This is a genomic window from Citrobacter sp. Cpo109 (assembly GCF_030332565.1).
Lineage (GTDB): Bacteria > Pseudomonadota > Gammaproteobacteria > Enterobacterales > Enterobacteriaceae > Citrobacter > Citrobacter portucalensis.
The window spans coordinates 433,696-453,738 of record NZ_JAOWHQ010000071.1 but is presented as its reverse complement, the minus strand read 5'-3'; the positions used below and the strand labels follow the sequence as shown (position 1 = coordinate 453,738).

Genomic DNA, 20,043 nt, shown 5'->3' with positions numbered 1-20,043 from the left:
TGGATGAATTCAACAATTTTGCTGGCGCTCGCGCTGGTTTTGGTGCTGGAAGGGCTGGGTCCGATGCTTTATCCCAGCGCATGGAAGAAAATGATCTCCGCAATGGCGCAACTTCCCGAAAATATTTTGCGTCGTTTTGGTGGAGGTCTTGTGGTTGCGGGCGTTGTGGTCTACTACATGTTGAGGAAAACGATTGGCTGATCAATAAGTAGACTAATTTGCGGATTTTCGCATGCAAAAAGTGCTGTATATCTGAAAAAGCGGTGGTAGAATCCATTTTTAAGCAAACGGTGATTTTGAAAAATGGGTAACAACGTCGTCGTACTGGGCACCCAATGGGGTGACGAAGGTAAAGGGAAGATCGTCGATCTTCTGACTGAACGGGCTAAATATGTTGTGCGCTACCAGGGTGGTCACAACGCAGGCCATACTCTCGTAATCAACGGTGAAAAAACCGTCCTCCATCTTATTCCATCAGGCATTCTTCGCGAAAACGTAATCAGCATCATCGGTAACGGTGTTGTTCTGTCTCCGTCCGCGCTGATGAAAGAAATGAAAGGACTGGAAGATCGTGGTATCCCGGTTCGCGAGCGCCTGCTGCTGTCTGAAGCTTGTCCGCTGATCCTTGATTATCACGTTGCGTTGGATAACGCTCGTGAGAAAGCGCGTGGCGAGAAAGCGATCGGTACTACCGGTCGTGGTATCGGTCCAGCTTATGAAGACAAAGTAGCTCGTCGCGGTCTGCGTGTTGGCGATCTGTTTGATAAAGCAACTTTCGCTGAAAAACTGAAAGAAGTGATGGAATATCACAACTTCCAGCTGGTGAATTTCTATAAAGTTGAAGCAGTTGACTACCAGAAAGTGCTGGATGATGTGATGGCTATCGCCGACATCCTGACCTCAATGGTTGTTGATGTTTCCGATCTGCTGGACCAGGCGCGTAAGCGTGGCGATTTCGTCATGTTTGAAGGTGCGCAGGGTACGCTGCTGGATATCGACCACGGTACCTATCCGTACGTAACGTCCTCCAACACCACCGCAGGTGGCGTGGCAACCGGCTCCGGCCTGGGCCCACGTTATGTGGACTACGTTCTGGGTATCATCAAAGCTTACTCTACTCGTGTAGGTGCGGGTCCGTTCCCGACAGAACTGTTTGATGACGTTGGCGAGTTCCTGTGCAAACAAGGTAACGAGTATGGCGCGACCACCGGTCGTCGTCGTCGTACCGGTTGGCTGGATTCCGTTGCTGTACGCCGTGCAGTACAGATTAACTCCCTGTCTGGCTTCTGCCTGACCAAACTGGACGTACTGGACGGTTTGAAAGAGGTGAAAATCTGTGTTGCTTACCGTATGCCGGATGGCCGCGAAGTAACGACTACTCCGCTGGCAGCTGACGACTGGAAAGGTATCGAGCCGATTTACGAAACCATGCCGGGTTGGTCTGAATCCACCTTCGGCGTGAAGGAACGTAGCGGTCTGCCGCAGGCAGCGCTGAACTACATCAAGCGTATTGAAGAACTGACCGGTGTGCCGATTGATATTATCTCAACTGGCCCAGACCGTACTGAAACCATGATCCTGCGCGACCCGTTCGACGCATAATTCTGGTTATAGCGTAGCGTCAAACGGCGCTGCGCTTGCACTAATTTAGGCCGGATAAGGTGCTTTGCATCAGAATCCGGCTTAAAATCACGTAAGTTCCTCGCTTTTTTCCTTCCCGAACTGAAATAAATTAGCGACCTGGCTGGTGGCTGGTTTATCATCAATGTAATTAATACTACCAGGTTTATCCGTTTTATCCCTTTTCCTGAGGTTGATGTGCAGTTAACAAGTTTCACCGATTACGGATTACGTGCGCTAATCTACATGGCGTCACTTCCCGAAGGACGTATGACCAGTATTTCTGAGGTGACAGAAGTCTACGGCGTGTCCCGTAATCATATGGTCAAAATAATCAATCAACTTAGCCGGGCGGGCTTTGTTACTGCTATTCGAGGAAAAAATGGCGGTATCCGCCTGGGTAAACCCGCTAAGGATATTGGTATTGGTGATGTGGTTCGCGAGCTGGAACCCTTATCGTTGGTCAACTGTAGCAGCGAGTTTTGCCACATTACCCCGGCCTGTAGACTCAAACAGGCGCTTTCTAAAGCAGTGCAAAGTTTTCTCACGGAACTGGACAACTACACACTTGCTGATTTGGTTGAAAAGAATCAACCGCTTTATAAATTATTGCTGGTGGAGTAACGACTCCCGCCAGCAGCGATGATGACGGAGGAACCGACATGTCACAAGATCCTTTCCAGGAACGCGAAGCAGAAAAATACGCGAATCCTATCCCGAGCCGGGAATTTATCCTCGAACATTTAACTAAACGTGAAAAGCCGGCCAACCGCGATGAGCTGGCCGCTGAACTCAATATTGAAGGTGAAGAGCAGCAAGAAGCGCTGCGTCGTCGCCTGCGCGCGATGGAGCGTGACGGACAACTGGTCTTCACCCGTCGTCAATGCTATGCGCTGCCGGAGCGTCTCGACCTGCTGAAAGGTACCGTTATTGGCCACCGTGATGGCTACGGCTTTCTGCGCGTTGAAGGCCGCAAAGATGACCTGTATCTGTCCAGCGAGCAGATGAAAACCTGCATTCATGGAGATCAGGTGCTGGCGCAGCCGTTGGGCGCGGACCGTAAAGGTCGCCGCGAAGCGCGTATTGTGCGCGTACTGGTGCCGAAAACCAGCCAGATTGTCGGCCGCTACTTCACCGATGCTGGTGTTGGGTTTGTCGTCCCAGACGACAGCCGCCTGAGCTTCGATATCCTGATCCCGCCGGAAGAGGTAATGGGCGCTCGTATGGGTTTTGTGGTCGTGGTTGAGCTGACCCAGCGCCCGACTCGCCGCACCAAAGCGGTGGGTAAAATTGTTGAAGTGCTGGGTGACAACATGGGAACCAGCATGGCCGTTGATATGGCCCTGCGTACTCATGAAATCCCATATATCTGGCCTCAGGCGGTTGAGAAACAGGTCGCCGGACTGAAAGAAGAAGTGCCGGAAGAGGCGAAAGTAGGACGTGTCGATCTGCGCGATCTGCCGCTGGTGACTATCGATGGCGAAGATGCGCGCGACTTCGACGATGCGGTTTATTGCGAGAAGAAACGCGGCGGTGGTTGGCGTTTATGGGTGGCGATTGCTGACGTAAGCTATTACGTTCGCCCGCCGACTCCGCTGGACCAGGAAGCTCGTAGCCGTGGCACATCCGTTTACTTCCCGTCGCAGGTTGTTCCGATGCTGCCGGAAGTGCTGTCTAACGGATTGTGTTCACTCAACCCGCAGGTGGACAGGTTGTGTATGGTCTGTGAAATGACCATTTCGTCGAAAGGCCGTTTAACCGGCTTTAAATTCTACGAAGCGGTCATGAGTTCCCACGCACGTCTGACCTACACTAAGGTCTGGCACATGCTGCAGGGCGACCAGGAGCTGCGTGAGCAGTACGCACCGCTGGTTAAACACATTGAAGAGCTGCATAACCTCTACAAAGTGCTGGATAAAGCCCGTGAAGAGCGTGGCGGTATCTCGTTTGAGAGTGAAGAAGCGAAGTTTATCTTCAATGCTGAACGCCGTATCGAGCGTATCGAGCAGACGCAGCGTAACGACGCGCACAAGTTGATTGAAGAGTGCATGATCATGGCGAACATCTCCGCGGCACGATTCGTTGAGAAAGCCAAAGAGCCAGCGCTGTTCCGTATTCACGATAAGCCGACGACCGAAGCGATTAACTCGTTCCGTTCCGTCCTGGCAGAGCTGGGGCTGGAGCTGCCTGGTGGCAACAAACCTGAGCCGCGTGATTACGCTGAACTGCTGGAGTCGATTGCTGACCGTCCTGACGCAGAAATGCTGCAAACCATGCTGCTGCGTTCGATGAAGCAGGCGATTTACGATCCGGAAAACCGTGGTCACTTTGGCCTGGCGTTGCAATCTTATGCGCACTTTACTTCACCGATCCGTCGTTACCCGGATCTCTCCTTGCACCGGGCGATTAAGTATCTGCTGGCGCAGGAGCAGGGCCATAAGGGCAACACCACGGAAACTGGTGGCTACCATTATTCGATGGAAGAGATGCTGCAACTGGGTCAGCACTGTTCGATGGCCGAGCGCCGTGCTGATGAAGCCACGCGCGATGTCTCTGACTGGCTGAAGTGCGACTTCATGCTGGACCAGGTGGGTAATGTCTTCAAAGGCGTGATTGCCAGCGTGACCGGATTTGGTTTCTTTGTCCGTCTCGATGAACTGTTTATCGATGGTCTGGTGCATGTCTCCTCTCTGGATAACGACTACTATCGTTTCGACCAGGTTGGGCAGCGCCTGACGGGGGAATCCAGCGGCCAGATGTATCGCCTGGGCGATCGAGTGGAAGTTCGCGTGGAAGCAGTCAACATGGACGAGCGTAAGATCGACTTCAGCTTGATCTCCAGCGAACGTGCGCCGCGTAATGAAGGTAAAACCGCCCGCGAAAAAGCCAAAAAAGGCGATGCGGGTAAAAATACCGGTAAACGTCGTCAGATGGGCAAAAAGGTGAATTTCGAGCCGGACAGCGCTTTCCGCGGCGAGAAGAAAGGCAGAGCCAAACCTCAGGCGGAAAAGAATGCGGCTGAGAAGAAAGGCGATAAAAAAGCGAAAAAGCCTTCGGCAAAAACGCTTAAAATTGCTGCCGCCACTAAAGCTAAACGTGCGGCGAAAAAGAAAGTCGCACAATAACAGCCATAGACTGTAAGTCGGGCAACCTTCGCGTTGCCCGGCGTTACGCATAAACTATTAACGAGTACATTCATGAGTGAAATGATTTACGGCATCCATGCGGTGCAGGCCCTGCTGGAACGTGCGCCTGAGCGCTTCCAGGACGTCTTTATTCTCAAAGGTCGTGAAGATAAACGCCTGCTGCCGCTGATCCATGCACTGGAAGCACAGGGTGTTGTCATTCAACTGGCTAACCGTCAGTTTCTGGATGAGAAAAGCGAGGGTGCGGTACATCAGGGAATTATTGCTCGCGTGAAGCCGGGTCGTCAGTATCAGGAAAACGATCTGCCGGATCTGATTGCCACGCTCGATCAGCCGTTCTTTTTGATCCTCGATGGCGTCACCGATCCGCATAACCTGGGTGCATGCCTGCGTAGCGCCGATGCCGCTGGCGTACATGCTGTAATCGTACCGAAGGATCGTTCCGCACAGTTGAATGCGACGGCGAAAAAAGTGGCCTGTGGTGCGGCAGAAAGCGTACCGCTGATCCGCGTGACCAACCTGGCGCGCACCATGCGTATGCTGCAGGAAGAGAATATCTGGATCGTCGGAACCGCAGGTGAAGCCGACCATACTCTCTATCAGAGTAAAATGACCGGTCGTCTGGCGCTGGTGATGGGCGCAGAGGGTGAAGGTATGCGCCGTCTGACCCGCGAACACTGTGACGAACTGATCAGCATCCCGATGGCAGGGAGCGTTTCGTCATTGAACGTTTCAGTTGCGACGGGTATCTGCCTGTTTGAAGCCGTCCGCCAGCGCGGTTAAACTTATTTTTCAGACTAAGTCACCCGGATTCGGGTGGCTTTTTTTTATTTTAAACGAGTATGATAAAGGGTAGAAAATGATATTCATTTCATTTATTTCTAATTAAATTATATATGGATAATATATGGCATGGACTCCGCAGTTGCTTGCTGAAGCAGTACAAACTCTTCCTGAATTAAATATAGATATTGAATATAACGAGCAATCATTAATTATCAAAATGAATGATTATGGTGATTTATCACTCGGTATTTTATTCACATCCCGCCAGATAATTATTGAAACAGTTATTTGTCCTGTCTGCAGTATTAATCAGCAAAATGAATTCAATATTTTCTTATTACGTAATCAGAAACTCCTTCCTCTGTCTTCCGTGGGGATTTCTCGCGTTCAGCAGGATGAATATTACGTCGCATTTGGAGCACTTTCGCTTAATTCATCACTGGATGATGTAGTGCTGGAGATGACTACGCTTGCGGAAAACGCGCTAGATCTGGCTGAAATCACTGAAGAATACACTCACGAATAACAAGGAACGCTATTTATGGGAATTTTAAAAAGCCTGTTTACCCTCGGCAAGTCCGTACTTTCTCAGGCGGAAGAGTCAATTGAAGAAGCGCAGGGGGTCCGCATGCTGGAGCAGCATATCCGTGATGCGAAAGGTGAGCTGGATAAAGCCGGAAAATCACGAGTAGACTTGCTGGCGCGCGTGAGGCTGAGTAATGACAAGTTGAACGATCTGCGTGAGCGTAAATCTAGTCTGGAAACACGAGTGTTGGAAGCGCTGAGTAAAAACGCTAACCCGTCACTAATCAACGAAGTTGCAGAAGAAATTGCCCGCTTAGAGAATGTCATTGCTGCAGAAGAGCAAGTACTCGCTAACCTTGAAGTGTCGCGGGATGGCGTTGAAAAAGCGGTGAGTGCAACCGCACAACGGATTGCACAGTTTGAACAGCAGCTTGAGGTGGTAAAGGCGACGGAAGCGATGCAGCGCGCCCAGCAGACAGTGACTACCTCGACCGTAGGCGCGTCTTCGAGTGTGTCTACAGCCGCAGAGTCGCTCAAGCGTTTGCAAACGCGACAGGCTGAGCGTCAGGCCCGTCTGGATGCCGCTGCGCAGCTGGAAAAGGTTGCGGATGGGCGTGACCTGGATGAGAAGCTGGCCGAAGCCGGCATTGGGGCGAGCAATAAAAGTTCGGCTCAGGATGTACTGGCACGACTGCAGCGTCAGCAAGGCGAGTAAACGTCGTGAAATGCGCCAGCCTCGAAAGAAGGCTGGCAGATCATTAAGGGAAAATTATGATGAGTTTTTTCCAGCGATTATTCGGTAAAGAGGCTGCTGTTGCGCCAGCTCGCGGGCCGTTAGGGTTACATCTGAATGCTGGTTTTACGCTTAACACGCTGGCATTTCGTCTGCTTGAAGGGTCACTATTGATCGAATTGCCTGGTGAGGAGTACACCGTTGCAGCCGCCAGCCACATTGATTTAGGCGGCGGAAGCCAGATTTTTCGCTACTACACGTCCGGAGAAGAGTTTCTGCAAATCAATACCACGGGCGGCTCAGACATCGATGATATCGACGATATCAAATTCTTTGTTTATGCGGAAAGTTACGGGATTTCGCAGAAAAAACACTGGCAGTCTGCCATTAGCCCGTCCGTAATAGGGACGCCGACGCTGAGCTGGCAGGAAGAGCGCTGGCAACGCTTTTTTAACGAGGAAGAACCGGGGAATATTGAGCCGGTTTATATGCTGGAAAAAGTAGAAAATCATCAGCATGCCATATGGAATGTACATAATTTTACCATGGGCTATCAGCGACAGGTTACAGATGATACCTGGGAATACCTGCTGTTGAACGGTGAAGAATCGTTTAATGAGCTGGGAGAGCCTGAATGGGTATTCTCGCGGGCGCTGGGTGTAGATATTCCATTAACATCACTTAATGTAATTGGTTAATTTCAGGGAAGGTTACACAATGCACATACTGGATTCATTGCTGGCTTTTTGCGCCTATTTTTTTATTGGCGCAGCCATGGTGATCGTTTTTCTGTTTATATACTCAAAAATTACGCCGCACAATGAATGGCAACTGATTAAAAATAATAATACAGCAGCGTCACTGGCCTTTAGCGGCACGTTGCTGGGCTACGTTATTCCGTTATCCAGCGCGGCAATTAACGCCGTCAGCATTCCGGATTATTTCGCCTGGGGCGGCATCGCGCTGGTGATACAACTCGTCATTTACGGCGGTGTGCGTTTATACATGCCGGCACTGAGTGAAAAAATTATTAATCATAATACTGCAGCGGGATTATTTATGGGGACCGCCGCCCTGGCGGGGGGTATTTTTAACGCCGCCTGCATGACATGGTAATGGACGATCATGGCAAGAAAACGTAAATCCGGAAACAAAAACAGGGGGCAAGGGCATTCTGCCATCACGCGAATTGGGCGTCCGGCGAACCCCTTTGCAAGAAAACGCAGCCGTTACAGTGGAAAATACCTGACGCTGGCCATTATGGGCGGAGCGGCGTTTTTTGTCCTCAAAGGATGTGCTGATGACGGCAATAACGATGGTGATGGTACCTTTTACTCCGCGGTGAGTGAATGTATTGACGATGGCAATAGCGCCACCGTTTGTGCCGATGGCTGGAACAATGCGAAAGCAGAGTTCTACTCTAACCTGCCAAAGCAAATGAGCAAGCAGAGCTGTCAGACACAGTTTGGCGACTGTTATCTCGACAGCATCGATCAAAGCTGGGTGCCGATATTCTCCGGTTTTTTACTCAGCCGCGTCATTCGCAAAAATCGCGACGAACAATATGTTTATAGCAGCGGCGGTTCTTCCTATGCTTCGCGCCCGGTCTGGCGTACAACTTCCGGGGATTACAGTTGGCGTTCCGGTAGTGGAAAACATGATACTGCAACCAGCCATAGTTATACGACGAAGAAAGTCTCGACGGTTTCACGCGGCGGCTACGGGCGTTCGTCCAGCGCGCGTGGGCACTGGGGAGGTTAACGATGCTGCGACATGATGTCCCTGTTCGTCAGGATTTGGACCGGATCGCCTACGATCACGGCTTTGATTTTCATATTATCGATAACGAGATTTACTGGGATGAGAGCCGGGCATACCGCTTTACGCTCCGGCAAGTGGAAGAGCAGATCGAAAAACCCACTGCGGAACTGCACCAGATGTGTCTGGATGTCGTCGAACGAGCAGTTAACGACGAACAGATTATGCAGCAACTGGCGATCCCGCCGCTGTATTGGGACGTTATTGCCGAAAGCTGGCGCAATCGCGATCCCTCCCTGTACGGCCGCATGGATTTTGTCTGGTGCGGAAATAACGCCCCGGTCAAGCTGCTGGAGTACAACGCGGATACACCAACGTCGCTTTATGAGTCAGCGTATTTCCAGTGGCTATGGCTGGAAGATGCGCGTCGCAGCGGGGTGATCACACGCGACGCCGACCAGTACAACGCCATTCAGGAGCGGCTAATCTCCCGTTTTGCTGAGCTTTATAGCCCGGAGCCCTTCTATTTTTGCTGCTGCGAAGATACTGACGAAGATCGTACCACGGTGCTGTATTTACAGGATTGCGCGCAGCAGGCTGGGCAAGAGTCACGGTTTATTTACGTCGAAGATCTGGGGCTTGGCGTTGGCGGTGTTCTCACGGACCTGGATGATAACGTCATTCGTCGCGCCTTTAAGCTCTATCCCCTGGAGTGGATGATGCGAGATGAAAATGGCCCCTTACTGCGCCATCGCCGCGAACAGTGGGTTGAGCCGTTATGGAAGAGCGTACTCAGCAATAAAGGGCTGATGCCATTGCTGTGGCGATTTTTTCCCAACCATCCCAACCTGCTGCCCGCCTGGTTTGACGGTGAAACACCACAAATTGCAGCTGGTGAAAGCTATGTACGCAAACCGATATTTTCCCGTGAAGGGGGAAATGTCACCATTTTTGATGGTCAGCAGCAGGTCGTTGAGCATGCCGAGGGTGATTACGCCGAAGAACCGATGATCTATCAGGCATTTCAGCCATTACCGCGCTTTGGCGACAGCTACACTTTGATTGGCAGCTGGATTGTGGATGATGAAGCCTGTGGTATGGGGATCCGCGAGGATAATACTTTGATCACTAAAGATACTTCTCGTTTTATTCCTCATTATATTGCTGGCTAACCGTACTTTTGTGATCTCCCTCCGTCGCGAATAATGTGGTTCTGACCATACTTAAAGCGACGGCCATTGAAGGAGGGAGACACAATGCACTGGCAAACGCATACCGTTTTTAACCAACCTGTACCGCTCAATAACAGTAACTTATATTTGTCCGATGGCGCGCTGTGCGAAGCGGTTATCCGCGAAGGCGCTGGTTGGGACAGCGATCTTCTCGCCAGTATTGGTCAGCAGCTAGGGACTGCCGAGTCGCTCGAACTGGGTCGTCTGGCCAATGCTTTTCCACCTGAACTGTTGCGCTACGACCCGCAGGGGCAGCGGCTGGATGATGTGCGTTTTCATCCTGCCTGGCATTTGCTGATGCAGGGATTGTGCGCCAACCGCGTACATAATCTGGCCTGGGAAGAAGATGCGAGGCAGGGAACATTTGTTGCACGGGCGGCGCGTTTCATGCTGCATGCGCAGGTTGAAGCTGGCACGTTGTGTCCGGTGACCATGACTTTTGCCGCCACGCCGCTGTTACTTCAAATGTTACCCGCCCCCTTTCACGACTGGCTTACGCCGCTGCTAAGCGACCGTTATGACTCGCATTTACTGCCCGGAGGGCAAAAGCGTGGGCTGCTTATCGGCATGGGCATGACCGAGAAGCAGGGTGGTTCAGATGTGCTGAGCAATACCACTCAGGCAGAACGTCTTGCTGACGGCTCGTATCGGCTGGTGGGACATAAGTGGTTTTTCTCCGTGCCGCAAAGCGATGCCCATTTAGTGCTGGCCCAGGCTAAGGGAGGATTATCCTGCTTTTTTGTGCCGCGATTTTTACCTGACGGGCAGCGTAATGCTATCCGTCTTGAGCGATTGAAAGATAAGTTAGGCAACCGCTCCAACGCCAGCTGCGAGGTAGAATTCCACGATGCGATTGGCTGGCTATTGGGTGAAGAAGGGGAAGGTATACGCCATATCCTGAAAATGGGGGGGATGACGCGTTTTGACTGTGCGCTCGGCAGTCACGGTATGATGCGACGTGCTTTTTCCGTCGCGATTTACCATGCTCACCAGCGGCAAGTTTTTGGCAAGCCATTGATTGAACAACCGATGATGCGCCAAGTGTTAGGTCGGATGGCGCTCCAACTGGAAGGTCAAACGGCGTTACTGTTTCGACTGGCGCGGGCCTGGGACCGTCGTGCTGATGCTAAAGAAGCGCTGTGGGCCAGGTTGTTCACGCCAGCGGCGAAATTCTCCGTTTGCAAAAGCGGTATGCCATTTGTGGCAGAAGCGATGGAAGTGCTGGGTGGGATTGGCTATTGCGAGGAGAGCGAGCTGCCGCGTTTGTATCGTGAAATGCCGGTAAACAGTATCTGGGAAGGCTCTGGCAACATTATGTGCCTTGATGTATTGCGGGTACTAACCAAACAACCCGGCATATACGAGATGCTCAGTGAAGCCTTTGCGGAAGTCAAAGGGCAAGACCGACATTACGATCGAATGGTGCGTCAGCTCCAGCAGCGTTTACGTAAACCCAGCGAGGCATTGGGGCGGGAGATTACGCAGCAGCTTTTCCTGCTTGGTTGCGGAGCGCAGATGTTGCGCTATGCCTCTCCACCAGTGGCGCAGGCCTGGTGCCAAATTATGCTTGATACGCGGGGGGGACTACGATTGTCTGAGCAGGTGCTGAACGATTTGCTTCTGCGGGCAACTGGGGGATTACGGTAATAATATGCCTGATGGCGACGCTTTCGCGTCTTATCATGTCTACAGTTCACTGTAGCTCAGATAAGTTTACGCCATCCGGCAATGTGTTAAGCATAGAGTATGGCCTGTACGCGCCAGTTGTCGGGCTGCTGATCTTCGTACATTTGAATGATCCGATACCATGAGGCACCTTGTTCATCCGCTTTTAACGCGACAACACGTTCTACATCCTGCGGATTTCCTGCAATGTTACTGACAGATATCTGGCCAATTTCGTTCAGGCCAGTAACACAGTCAGCACTGGCGAATTCGGCAGACTGCGCCGTAGTACCTACCAGTCCGGCAGAAAGCAGCAGTGAGGATAAGGCAAGTGATTGTTTCATCGTCAGCTCCATTATTCGTACCCCTACACACGGCAGGGCATTCCATCGCGATAATAAACCTCAAGCTTCCTGCTGTTGGTTTATTGTGCACAGGTAAACGCATAGGGGCGCAAAGCAATGTAAAGCTGACTAAATTTCAACCCAATGTTATTTACGATACAAAATAGCCTGTGAATACCATTGGCCTGTCACGATAGTTTCATCCACTAATAAAACCACGTAGTAATCAGCTTTAGCCGCGGCGGCTTTGGCACGGATCTCTGCCAGCGCATCATCCGGAGAGCCTCTTACCAGCGCGCTAACCGTCCCTAATCGCTGTAACCCATTACTCTGGTCACGGCGGATCTCCTGCGGGTGGTCGGCAACGGGCGGTGCGGGTTGTGGCGTTCCCTGTAGCACGCTACAGGCGCTTAAAAACATAACCAACAACAAAGAGGCAAACCGACGCATAACTCTATCTCGTTTCCTGATAGCCATAGTGTAGTGCCTTATTAATTTCCCTTTAGGGGAATGTTCCCGAATTGTTATCTCTCACGCGATTTTCGAATGAAAATGTTGCGAAAGCGTAACCCAGTTCTCAACATTATGAATCATTGCCGAACACATTCGCTTGCGTTAAGTATTGCTGCATGGCATACCAGAAAGAAAGAGGCGACAAATGATCGAAATTGAAACACGACAGTTGGCGGGTATACCTGTCCTGCACGCCGTTCCGGCTGGCAAACGCGAATGTTCACTCCCTTGCGTTATCTTCTATCACGGGTTTACCTCTTCAAGCCTGGTTTACAGCTATTTTGCCGTTGCGCTGGCTCAGGCCGGGTTCCGTGTCGTCATGCCAGATGCGCCCGACCATGGCGCTCGCTTCAAAAGCGATGCCAGGGTGCGAATGCGCCGCTTCTGGCATATTTTGCAGCAAAATATGCAGGAGTTTACGACGTTACGTGCGGCGCTGGAGGCGGAAAATTGGCTTTCAGATGAGCGGCTTGCCGTCGGTGGGGCGTCGATGGGGGGAATGACAGCATTGGGCATAATGGCGCGCCATCCTGAGGTTAAATGTGTAGCCAGCCTGATGGGTTCAGGCTATTTTACCCGGCTTGCGCAGACGCTTTTTCCCCCTTTACAGGTTCAGACCCCAGAGCAGCAGGCGGAATTTGATGCCGTTATCGCCCCGCTTGCCGAATGGGATGTTACGCATCAGTTACCACGCCTCGCTGACAGGCCGTTGCTGCTGTGGCATGGACAGGATGATGATGTGGTGCCGGCTGTTGAAACCTTCCGCTTACAGCAAGCGCTGATTCAGGCAGGTTTGGACAACAATCTGACCTGCCTGTGGGAAGCGGGCGTACGACATCGCATCACGCCAGAAGCGTTGGCCGCAACAGTGACGTTTTTCCGCCAGCACCTTTAAACGCGCATAATGCTCACGCCCTGAGCTTCAAGCTGTTGCAGAATCTCAGGGTTTGCATTTTTGCCAGTAATCAGCATGTCGATTTGGTCGGCGCGACTGAACAGCATTCCCGCACGTTCACCGACTTTACTGCTATCGACCAGTACCACCAGTTTGCCCACCACGTTAAGCATCTTCTGCTCGGCCATCGCGGTCAGCATATCCGTTTTATACAGTCCGTCCGCGGTCAACCCTTTGCCACTGGTGAACATCCAGTGCCCGGCATACAGGCTATTTTCACTGCCTTGCGGGCTAAGCGTGATGGATTGGCTTTTGTTATATTGCCCTCCCATGATGATCACGCTGTCATGCTCCTGGTCGATCAGATAGTTCGCCAGCGGCAGATAATTAGTGATGATCTGCACCGGCTTGCCGCACATTTCGCGACCCAGCAGAAAGGCGGTCGATCCGCAGTTGATCACCACGCTTTCACCTGCATTCACAAGCTGGGATGCCGCCTTGGCAATGCGAACTTTTTCATCGTGGTTCTGTGCCTGGTGCAGATTCATTGGCGTCCAGCGCGGTCGCTGCTGGGTAATAGCTTCTGCGCCGTTGCGGACTTTCTTGAGTTTGCCGCTTTCATCGAGTTTGTTGATGTCCCGGCGTGCTGTGGCGGGTGAAATCCCCAGACGCTCAATCACGTTCTCAACGGTAACAAAGCCCAACTGCGCCAGCATATCCAGCAATATTTGATGTCTTTGTGCTTCAGTCATGAGCTATTCCGATACAAATTGATTTGAAAAGATGATATTTGAAATAGCCTGGAAATACTAAAGTAAATGGGAAAAAATGCCGGGATGGCCCGGCATTTTGTGTGGATCACAAGAACGATTTAAACGGTAAATCCGGTTCAATCGTGAAGCAGTCGTCAAAGCCGCGCGGATAGTGATATTCAAAGTTATCTTTGTCCAGCGGCCAGGTGAACTTGCCACCCACCTGCCAGATAAAAGGCTTAAAGCCATACTTCAGCCGATCCTTTTTCATCTCCCACAGTACGCGGATCTCCTGAGGATCTGCCTGGAAGTTTGACCAGATATCGTGATGGAAAGGGATCACCACTTTTGTATTCAGGGCCTCCGCCATACGCAGCATGTCGGAACTGGTCATTTTGTCCGTAATACCCCGTGGGTTCTCGCCGTAGGATCCGAGCGCGACGTCGATCTGGTGCTCATTGCCATGCTTTGCATAGTAGTTGGAGTAGTGTGAATCACCGCTGTGATAAAGCGTACCGCCCGGCGTTTTGAACAGATAGTTTACGGCGCGGGCATCCATACCATCCGGCAGCACGCCTGCCGCTTTTTGATCGGCAGGAAGCGTGATCAATGCCGTACGATCAAACGCATCAAGCGCATGAATTTCAATATCTTTCACTTTCACCACATCGCCAGGTTTTACCACGATGCAGCGCTCTTTTGGTACACCCCAACCGATCCACAGATCCACACAAGTCTGCGGTCCAATAAACGGCACGTCGTCGGCACAGTTCTGCATGACGGCTGCCGCAACATTTACGTCGATGTGATCGTTATGATCGTGCGTGGCCAGCACCGCATCGATCTGACGAATGGCAAACGGATCAAGAACAAACGGCGTGGTGCGCAGGTTTGGCTGCAGCTTCTTCACGCCCGCCATGCGTTGCATCTGGTGACCGGTTTTCATCAGCGGGTTACCGTGACTCTGTTTACCCGTACCGCACCAGAAATCGACGCAGACGTTAGTTCCGCCTTCAGACTTTAGCCAAATACCGGTACAGCCAAGCCACCACATAGCGAAAGTGCCAGGTGCGACCTGTTCCTGCTCGATCTCTTCATTGAGCCAGCTTCCCCACTCCGGGAATGTGCTCAGAATCCATGATTCACGCGTGATGCTTTTTACTTTACTCATCGCAATTACCTTCATGTTTGTTCAAGTTGAATCAAATTATGATTTGTTTTGATTGATACTGACATCATTTTCTCAAGAAGGCAATGCGCTGATTTTTGGTGTTGAATGGGAAAATGCGAACAAATTACAACGTGACAAGATGGTTTATATGAAATGTATTTTTGTATTTTATTGTTTTAAATGAATTTATTTTGACGAGTGTGAATTTGAAGTAAATCCACTCTGCAAGTAAGAGAATTATTTGCGTACTTCATCACATTTAATCAAATTCAATCTTGTTGTGATTACTTTTGAAAATTAGAGTGAGGGCACAACATCCTGGGCATCTGTAATGAATGTTCAGCAACTTCGTCTACTGGAGATCGTTATGGAGATCCTCTACAACATCTTTACCGTCTTTTTTAATCAGGTCATGACCAATGCACCGTTGCTGTTGGGTATTGTGACCTGCCTCGGCTACATCCTGTTGCGTAAAAGTGTCAGCGTCATTATCAAAGGCACGATCAAAACGATTATCGGTTTTATGTTATTGCAGGCAGGGTCGGGCATTCTGACCAGCACGTTTAAACCGGTGGTGGCGAAGATGTCTGAGGTTTACGGTATCAATGGCGCGATCTCCGATACCTATGCCTCCATGATGGCAACCATCGAACGAATGGGCGATGCATACAGTTGGGTAGGGTACGCCGTACTGTTAGCGCTGGCGCTGAACATTTGTTACGTACTGCTACGGCGTATTACCGGCATTCGAACCATCATGCTGACTGGGCACATCATGTTCCAGCAGGCGGGGCTGATTGCTGTCTCTTTCTACATCTTTGGTTACCCGATGTGGACCACCATCATCTGTACCGCGGTGCTGGTGTCGCTCTACTGGGGCATTACCTCCAATATGATGTACAAACCGACGCAGGAAGTAACTGACGGTTGCGGTTTTTCCATCGGTCACCAGCAGCAGTTCGCCTCCTGGATTGCTTACAAAGTCGCGCCGTATCTGGGTAAGAAAGAGGAGAGCGTAGAAGATCTCAAGCTGCCAGGCTGGCTGAATATCTTCCATGACAACATCGTTTCCACCGCGATTGTGATGACCATCTTTTTCGGGGCGATCCTGCTCTCTTTCGGCATTGATGTGGTTCAGGCGATGGCGGGTAAAACCCACTGGACGGTGTATATCCTGCAAACCGGTTTTTCGTTTGCTGTCGCTATCTTCATCATCACCCAGGGCGTACGTATGTTCGTTGCTGAACTTTCAGAAGCGTTCAACGGTATCTCTCAACGTCTGATCCCCGGCGCGGTGTTGGCTATCGACTGCGCAGCCATTTACAGCTTTGCCCCCAACGCGGTGGTCTGGGGCTTTATGTGGGGCACCATCGGCCAACTGATTGCGGTAGGTATTCTGGTTGCCTGCGGCTCTTCCATCCTGATTATCCCAGGCTTTATCCCGATGTTCTTCTCGAACGCCACCATCGGCGTATTTGCTAACCACTTTGGCGGCTGGCGCGCGGCGCTCAAGATTTGCCTGGTGATGGGGATGATCGAAATCTTCGGCTGCGTTTGGGCGGTGAAACTCACCGGTATGAGCGCCTGGATGGGCATGGCGGACTGGTCAATTCTGGCACCGCCGATGATGCAAGGCTTTGCCTCCATCGGCATCGTGTTTATGGCCGTCATTATTCTGATTGCACTGGCTTATATGTTTTTCGCAGGACGCACGTTGCGCGCTGAGGAAGACGCAGAAAAACAACTGGCAGAACACTCTGCTTAATAAGGAGTTCCGATTATGACCGTACGTATTCTGGCTGTGTGTGGCAATGGGCAGGGCAGTTCCATGATCATGAAAATGAAGGTGGACCAGTTTTTAACCCAGTCAAATATTGACCATACGGTAAACAGCTGCGCTGTGGGTGAATACAAAAGTGAACTGAGCGGCGCGGATATCATCATCGCCTCTACGCATATCGCCGGTGAGATTACCGTTTCTGGCAATAAATATGTCGTTGGCGTACGCAACATGCTGTCTCCTGCCGATTTTGGGCCAAAACTGCTGGAAGTGATCAAAGCGCATTTCCCGCAGGACGTGAAGTAAGGGGCGGCATATGAAATTACGTGACTCGCTAACAGACAATAATTCCATCCTTTTGCAAGCCGAGGCCAGTACCTGGCAGGAAGCGGTAAAGCTTGGTGTGGATCTGTTGGTTAAGGCCGATGTGGTTGAACCACGCTACTACCAGGCCATCCTTGATGGCGTTGAGCAGTTTGGCCCGTACTTTGTGATTGCGCCTGGCCTGGCAATGCCGCACGGCCGTCCGGAGGAAGGGGTCAAGAAAACCGGTTTTGCGCTGGTGACGCTGAAATCACCGCTGGTGTTTAACCACGAAGATAACGACCCGGTCGATATTCTGATAACGATGGCGGCAGTTGACGCCAACACACATCAGGAAGTGGGCATCATGCAGATCGTGAATCTCTTTGATGACGAAGCCAATTTCGACCGTTTACGCGCCTGTCGCACCGCGCAGGAAGTGTTGGATTTAATTGATAACGCCACTGCGGCGGCTGTTTAAAAGGATACCAAAATGTCATTACCTATGTTGCAGGTTGCGCTGGATAACCAATCAATGTCTTCTGCGTATGAAACGACGCGTCTGATTGCCGAAGAGGTCGATATCATTGAGGTGGGAACTATTCTTTGCGTGGCAGAGGGTGTGCGCGCCGTTCGCGATCTGAAGGCGCTTTACCCGCATAAAATTGTGCTGGCGGACGCCAAAATTGCCGATGCGGGAAAAATCCTCTCCCGCATGTGTTTCGAAGCCAACGCTGACTGGGTCACCGTCATCTGCTGTGCGGATATCAACACCACCAAGGGGGCACTGGAGGTAGCGAAAGAATTTAACGGCGACGTGCAGATTGAACTGACCGGTTACTGGACCTGGGAGCAGGCCCAGGAATGGCGTGACGCAGGGATTGGGCAAGTTGTGTATCACCGCAGCCGTGATGCGCAGGCGGCGGGCGTGGCGTGGGGAGAAGCGGATATCAGCGCGATCAAACGCCTGTCCGAGATGGGCTTTAAAGTCACCGTCACCGGCGGTCTGGCGCTGGAAGATCTGCCGCTGTTTCAGGGAATTCCGATTCACGTATTTATTGCCGGTCGCAGCATTCGCGATGCCGCCTCTCCGGTGGAAGCGGCCCGTCAGTTCAAACGTTCTATCGCCCAGCTGTGGGGATAAGGAGCGACTATGTTGTCGAAACAGGTCCCGCTCGGTATTTATGAAAAGGCACTCCCCGGCGGGGAGTGCTGGCTGGAGCGTTTGCAGCTGGCGAAGGAACTGGGCTTTGACTTTGTCGAAATGTCGGTTGATGAAACCGACGCTCGCCTGGCGCGTCTTGACTGGAACCGCGAGCAGCGATTGGCGCTGGTGGCCGCAATCGCTGAGACAGGGATACGGGTACCGTCCATGTGCCTGAGCGCTCATCGTCGTTTCCCGCTTGGTAGTGAAGATGATGCGGTACGCGAACAGGGGCTGGAGATCATGCGTAAAGCCATTCAGTTTGCGCAGGATATCGGTATTCGCGTTATTCAACTGGCGGGTTACGACGTTTATTACCAGCAGGCCAATAACGAAACGCGTCGTCGGTTTCGCGATGGGCTGAAAGAAAGCGTAGAGATGGCGAGCCGTGCACAGGTGACGCTGGCGATGGAAATCATGGATTATCCACTGATGAATTCGATCAGTAAGGCGCTGGGATACGCTCACTATCTCAACAATCCGTGGTTCCAGCTGTATCCCGATATCGGCAATTTGTCGGCGTGGGACAACGATGTGCAGATGGAGCTGCAGGCGGGAATGGGCCATATCGTTGCCGTACACGTGAAGGATACCAAACCCGGCGTATTCAAAAATGTGCCGTTTGGTGAAGGGGTTGTCGATTTCGAACGTTGTTTTGCGACGCTCAAACAGAGTGGGTATTGCGGGCCATACCTGATTGAGATGTGGAGTGAAACGTCGGACGACCCGGCACGTGAAGTGGTGAAGGCGCGCGACTGGGTGAAAGCGCGTATGGCCAGCGCCGGTCTGGTGGAGGCGGTATAATGCAAAAACTCAAACAGCAGGTTTTTGAGGCCAATATGGATCTGCCGCGCTACGGGCTGGTGACGTTTACCTGGGGTAATGTCAGCGCCATCGACCGCGAACGCGGGCTGGTGGTGATTAAGCCCAGCGGCGTCGACTACCATACAATGACAGTGGACGACATGGTAGTTGTGGATCTGCACGGCAACGTGGTGGAAGGACGCTATCGTCCTTCTTCCGATACCGCCACCCATCTGGCGCTGTATCGTCGCTATTCCTCTCTTGGCGGCGTGGTGCATACTCACTCAACCCACGCGACGGCATGGGCGCAGGCAGGTCTGGCAATACCCGCGCTCGGTACGACGCATGCGGACTACTTCTTTGGTGATATTCCCTGCACCCGGGCGTTAACTGAAGCGGAAGTTCAGGATGAGTATGAGCTAAATACCGGCAGGGTGATTGTTGAAACGCTGGGGGAGGTGGAACCTTTGCATACGCCAGGCGTAGTGGTGTACCAGCATGGCCCGTTTGCCTGGGGCAAAGATGCTCACGACGCGGTACATAACGCGGTGGTGATGGAAGAAGTGGCAAAAATGGCATGGATTGCGCGCGGTATTAATCCGGCGCTCAGCCCCATCGACAGTTATCTGATGAATAAGCACTTCATGCGTAAGCACGGCCCAAATGCCTATTACGGGCAGAAGTAGGAATAAACGTTCCGGAGCCAACTCTTCATGGGGATGAGATCGGTCTGGCTTCGGGATTGTTTTGCAAAAAAAGCCCCCAGTGAAGGGGGCAAGTCAAACTGTGGCAATGTTCTCGTTGGTTATTTC

At 51.7% G+C, this 20,043-nt stretch carries 23 protein-coding genes; 19 read left to right on the top strand and 4 right to left on the bottom strand.

Going from position 1 to position 20,043, the window contains the following annotated elements; genetic code table 11:
• Positions 1-3 precede the first annotated feature (3 nt).
• From OGY71_RS22820 to OGY71_RS22765, 12 genes are all read left to right on the top strand, one after another.
• Positions 4-201: a DUF2065 domain-containing protein gene (locus OGY71_RS22820; protein ID WP_003025602.1), complete on the top strand. Its 198-nt coding sequence runs from the start codon at positions 4-6 to the stop codon at positions 199-201.
• Positions 202-303: 102 nt separating this feature from the next.
• The gene (gene purA / locus OGY71_RS22815; protein ID WP_003025606.1) at positions 304-1,602 is read left to right on the top strand and encodes an adenylosuccinate synthase; all 1,299 of its coding nucleotides are present in this window, start codon (positions 304-306) and stop codon (positions 1,600-1,602) included.
• A gap of 216 nt (positions 1,603-1,818) precedes the next feature.
• Positions 1,819-2,244: a nitric oxide-sensing transcriptional repressor NsrR gene (nsrR, locus tag OGY71_RS22810; RefSeq protein ID WP_003830485.1), complete on the top strand. Its 426-nt coding sequence runs from the start codon at positions 1,819-1,821 to the stop codon at positions 2,242-2,244.
• Between the two features lie 38 nt (positions 2,245-2,282).
• Positions 2,283-4,745 carry a ribonuclease R gene (gene rnr / locus OGY71_RS22805; RefSeq protein WP_126319451.1) on the top strand — a complete coding sequence of 821 codons (2,463 nt, stop codon included), beginning with the start codon at positions 2,283-2,285 and terminating at the stop codon, positions 4,743-4,745.
• A 72-nt stretch (positions 4,746-4,817) separates the two neighbouring features.
• Positions 4,818-5,549, top strand: a complete 732-nt coding sequence (gene rlmB, locus OGY71_RS22800; protein ID WP_003830482.1) for a 23S rRNA (guanosine(2251)-2'-O)-methyltransferase RlmB — start codon at positions 4,818-4,820, stop codon at positions 5,547-5,549.
• Positions 5,550-5,673: 124 nt separating this feature from the next.
• A complete protein-coding gene (locus OGY71_RS22795; protein WP_003830480.1) occupies positions 5,674-6,078 on the top strand; it encodes a YjfI family protein in 405 nt (134 codons plus the stop codon).
• Between the two features lie 15 nt (positions 6,079-6,093).
• Positions 6,094-6,792 carry a PspA/IM30 family protein gene (locus OGY71_RS22790; RefSeq protein ID WP_063941658.1) on the top strand — a complete coding sequence of 233 codons (699 nt, stop codon included), beginning with the start codon at positions 6,094-6,096 and terminating at the stop codon, positions 6,790-6,792.
• A 56-nt stretch (positions 6,793-6,848) separates the two neighbouring features.
• Positions 6,849-7,508: a YjfK family protein gene (locus tag OGY71_RS22785; protein WP_218667667.1), complete on the top strand. Its 660-nt coding sequence runs from the start codon at positions 6,849-6,851 to the stop codon at positions 7,506-7,508.
• Positions 7,509-7,527: 19 nt separating this feature from the next.
• Positions 7,528-7,926, top strand: coding sequence for a DUF350 domain-containing protein (locus OGY71_RS22780; protein ID WP_003830474.1), 399 nt, complete (start codon positions 7,528-7,530; stop codon positions 7,924-7,926).
• A 9-nt stretch (positions 7,927-7,935) separates the two neighbouring features.
• Positions 7,936-8,571, top strand: a complete 636-nt coding sequence (locus tag OGY71_RS22775; protein ID WP_003830472.1) for a DUF1190 domain-containing protein — start codon at positions 7,936-7,938, stop codon at positions 8,569-8,571.
• Between the two features lie 2 nt (positions 8,572-8,573).
• On the top strand, positions 8,574-9,740 hold the full coding sequence (locus tag OGY71_RS22770) for a glutathionylspermidine synthase family protein (RefSeq protein ID WP_003830470.1): 1,167 nt from the start codon (positions 8,574-8,576) through the stop codon (positions 9,738-9,740).
• Between the two features lie 84 nt (positions 9,741-9,824).
• Complete coding sequence (locus tag OGY71_RS22765; RefSeq protein WP_149335660.1) at positions 9,825-11,447, top strand: isovaleryl-CoA dehydrogenase; 1,623 nt, start codon at positions 9,825-9,827, stop codon at positions 11,445-11,447.
• 86 nt (positions 11,448-11,533) lie between these two features.
• Here OGY71_RS22765 and yjfN read toward each other — a convergent pair whose 3' ends face one another.
• Together yjfN and bsmA are read right to left on the bottom strand one after the other, a co-directional pair.
• Complete coding sequence (gene yjfN / locus OGY71_RS22760) at positions 11,534-11,809, bottom strand: DUF1471 family protease activator YjfN (RefSeq protein WP_003830465.1); 276 nt, start codon at positions 11,807-11,809, stop codon at positions 11,534-11,536.
• Between the two features lie 147 nt (positions 11,810-11,956).
• Positions 11,957-12,286, bottom strand: coding sequence for a biofilm peroxide resistance protein BsmA (gene bsmA / locus OGY71_RS22755; protein WP_057066585.1), 330 nt, complete (start codon positions 12,284-12,286; stop codon positions 11,957-11,959).
• Positions 12,287-12,467: 181 nt separating this feature from the next.
• On the opposite strand from bsmA, the gene yjfP reads away from it, so the two are divergent.
• Complete coding sequence (gene yjfP / locus OGY71_RS22750) at positions 12,468-13,217, top strand: esterase (protein WP_286613746.1); 750 nt, start codon at positions 12,468-12,470, stop codon at positions 13,215-13,217.
• On the opposite strand, the gene ulaR is transcribed toward yjfP, so the two are convergent.
• Both ulaR and ulaG read right to left on the bottom strand, forming a co-directional pair.
• Complete coding sequence (ulaR, locus tag OGY71_RS22745; RefSeq protein WP_003025646.1) at positions 13,214-13,969, bottom strand: HTH-type transcriptional regulator UlaR; 756 nt, start codon at positions 13,967-13,969, stop codon at positions 13,214-13,216. The two genes, yjfP and ulaR, sit on opposite strands and share 4 nt — an antisense overlap.
• Positions 13,970-14,075: 106 nt before the next feature.
• Positions 14,076-15,140, bottom strand: a complete 1,065-nt coding sequence (gene ulaG / locus OGY71_RS22740; RefSeq protein ID WP_003025649.1) for an L-ascorbate 6-phosphate lactonase — start codon at positions 15,138-15,140, stop codon at positions 14,076-14,078.
• A 367-nt stretch (positions 15,141-15,507) separates the two neighbouring features.
• Here ulaG and ulaA point away from each other — a divergent pair, with 367 nt between their 5' ends.
• From ulaA to OGY71_RS22710, 6 genes are read left to right on the top strand one after another with little or no spacing between them, the layout of a single operon-like run.
• Positions 15,508-16,905, top strand: coding sequence for a PTS ascorbate transporter subunit IIC (ulaA, locus tag OGY71_RS22735; protein WP_003830456.1), 1,398 nt, complete (start codon positions 15,508-15,510; stop codon positions 16,903-16,905).
• A 15-nt stretch (positions 16,906-16,920) separates the two neighbouring features.
• Complete coding sequence (ulaB, locus tag OGY71_RS22730; protein ID WP_003025655.1) at positions 16,921-17,226, top strand: PTS ascorbate transporter subunit IIB; 306 nt, start codon at positions 16,921-16,923, stop codon at positions 17,224-17,226.
• 10 nt (positions 17,227-17,236) lie between these two features.
• On the top strand, positions 17,237-17,704 hold the full coding sequence (gene ulaC / locus OGY71_RS22725; RefSeq protein WP_003830454.1) for a PTS ascorbate transporter subunit IIA: 468 nt from the start codon (positions 17,237-17,239) through the stop codon (positions 17,702-17,704).
• A 12-nt stretch (positions 17,705-17,716) separates the two neighbouring features.
• Positions 17,717-18,367 carry a 3-keto-L-gulonate-6-phosphate decarboxylase UlaD gene (gene ulaD, locus OGY71_RS22720; RefSeq protein WP_003025660.1) on the top strand — a complete coding sequence of 217 codons (651 nt, stop codon included), beginning with the start codon at positions 17,717-17,719 and terminating at the stop codon, positions 18,365-18,367.
• 9 nt (positions 18,368-18,376) lie between these two features.
• Complete coding sequence (locus tag OGY71_RS22715) at positions 18,377-19,231, top strand: L-ribulose-5-phosphate 3-epimerase (protein ID WP_003830452.1); 855 nt, start codon at positions 18,377-18,379, stop codon at positions 19,229-19,231.
• Entirely contained in the window at positions 19,231-19,917 is a 687-nt protein-coding gene (locus OGY71_RS22710) for an L-ribulose-5-phosphate 4-epimerase (RefSeq protein ID WP_063941652.1), read from the top strand. The genes OGY71_RS22715 and OGY71_RS22710 overlap by 1 nt, the downstream gene beginning before the upstream one ends.
• Positions 19,918-20,043 lie beyond the last annotated feature (126 nt).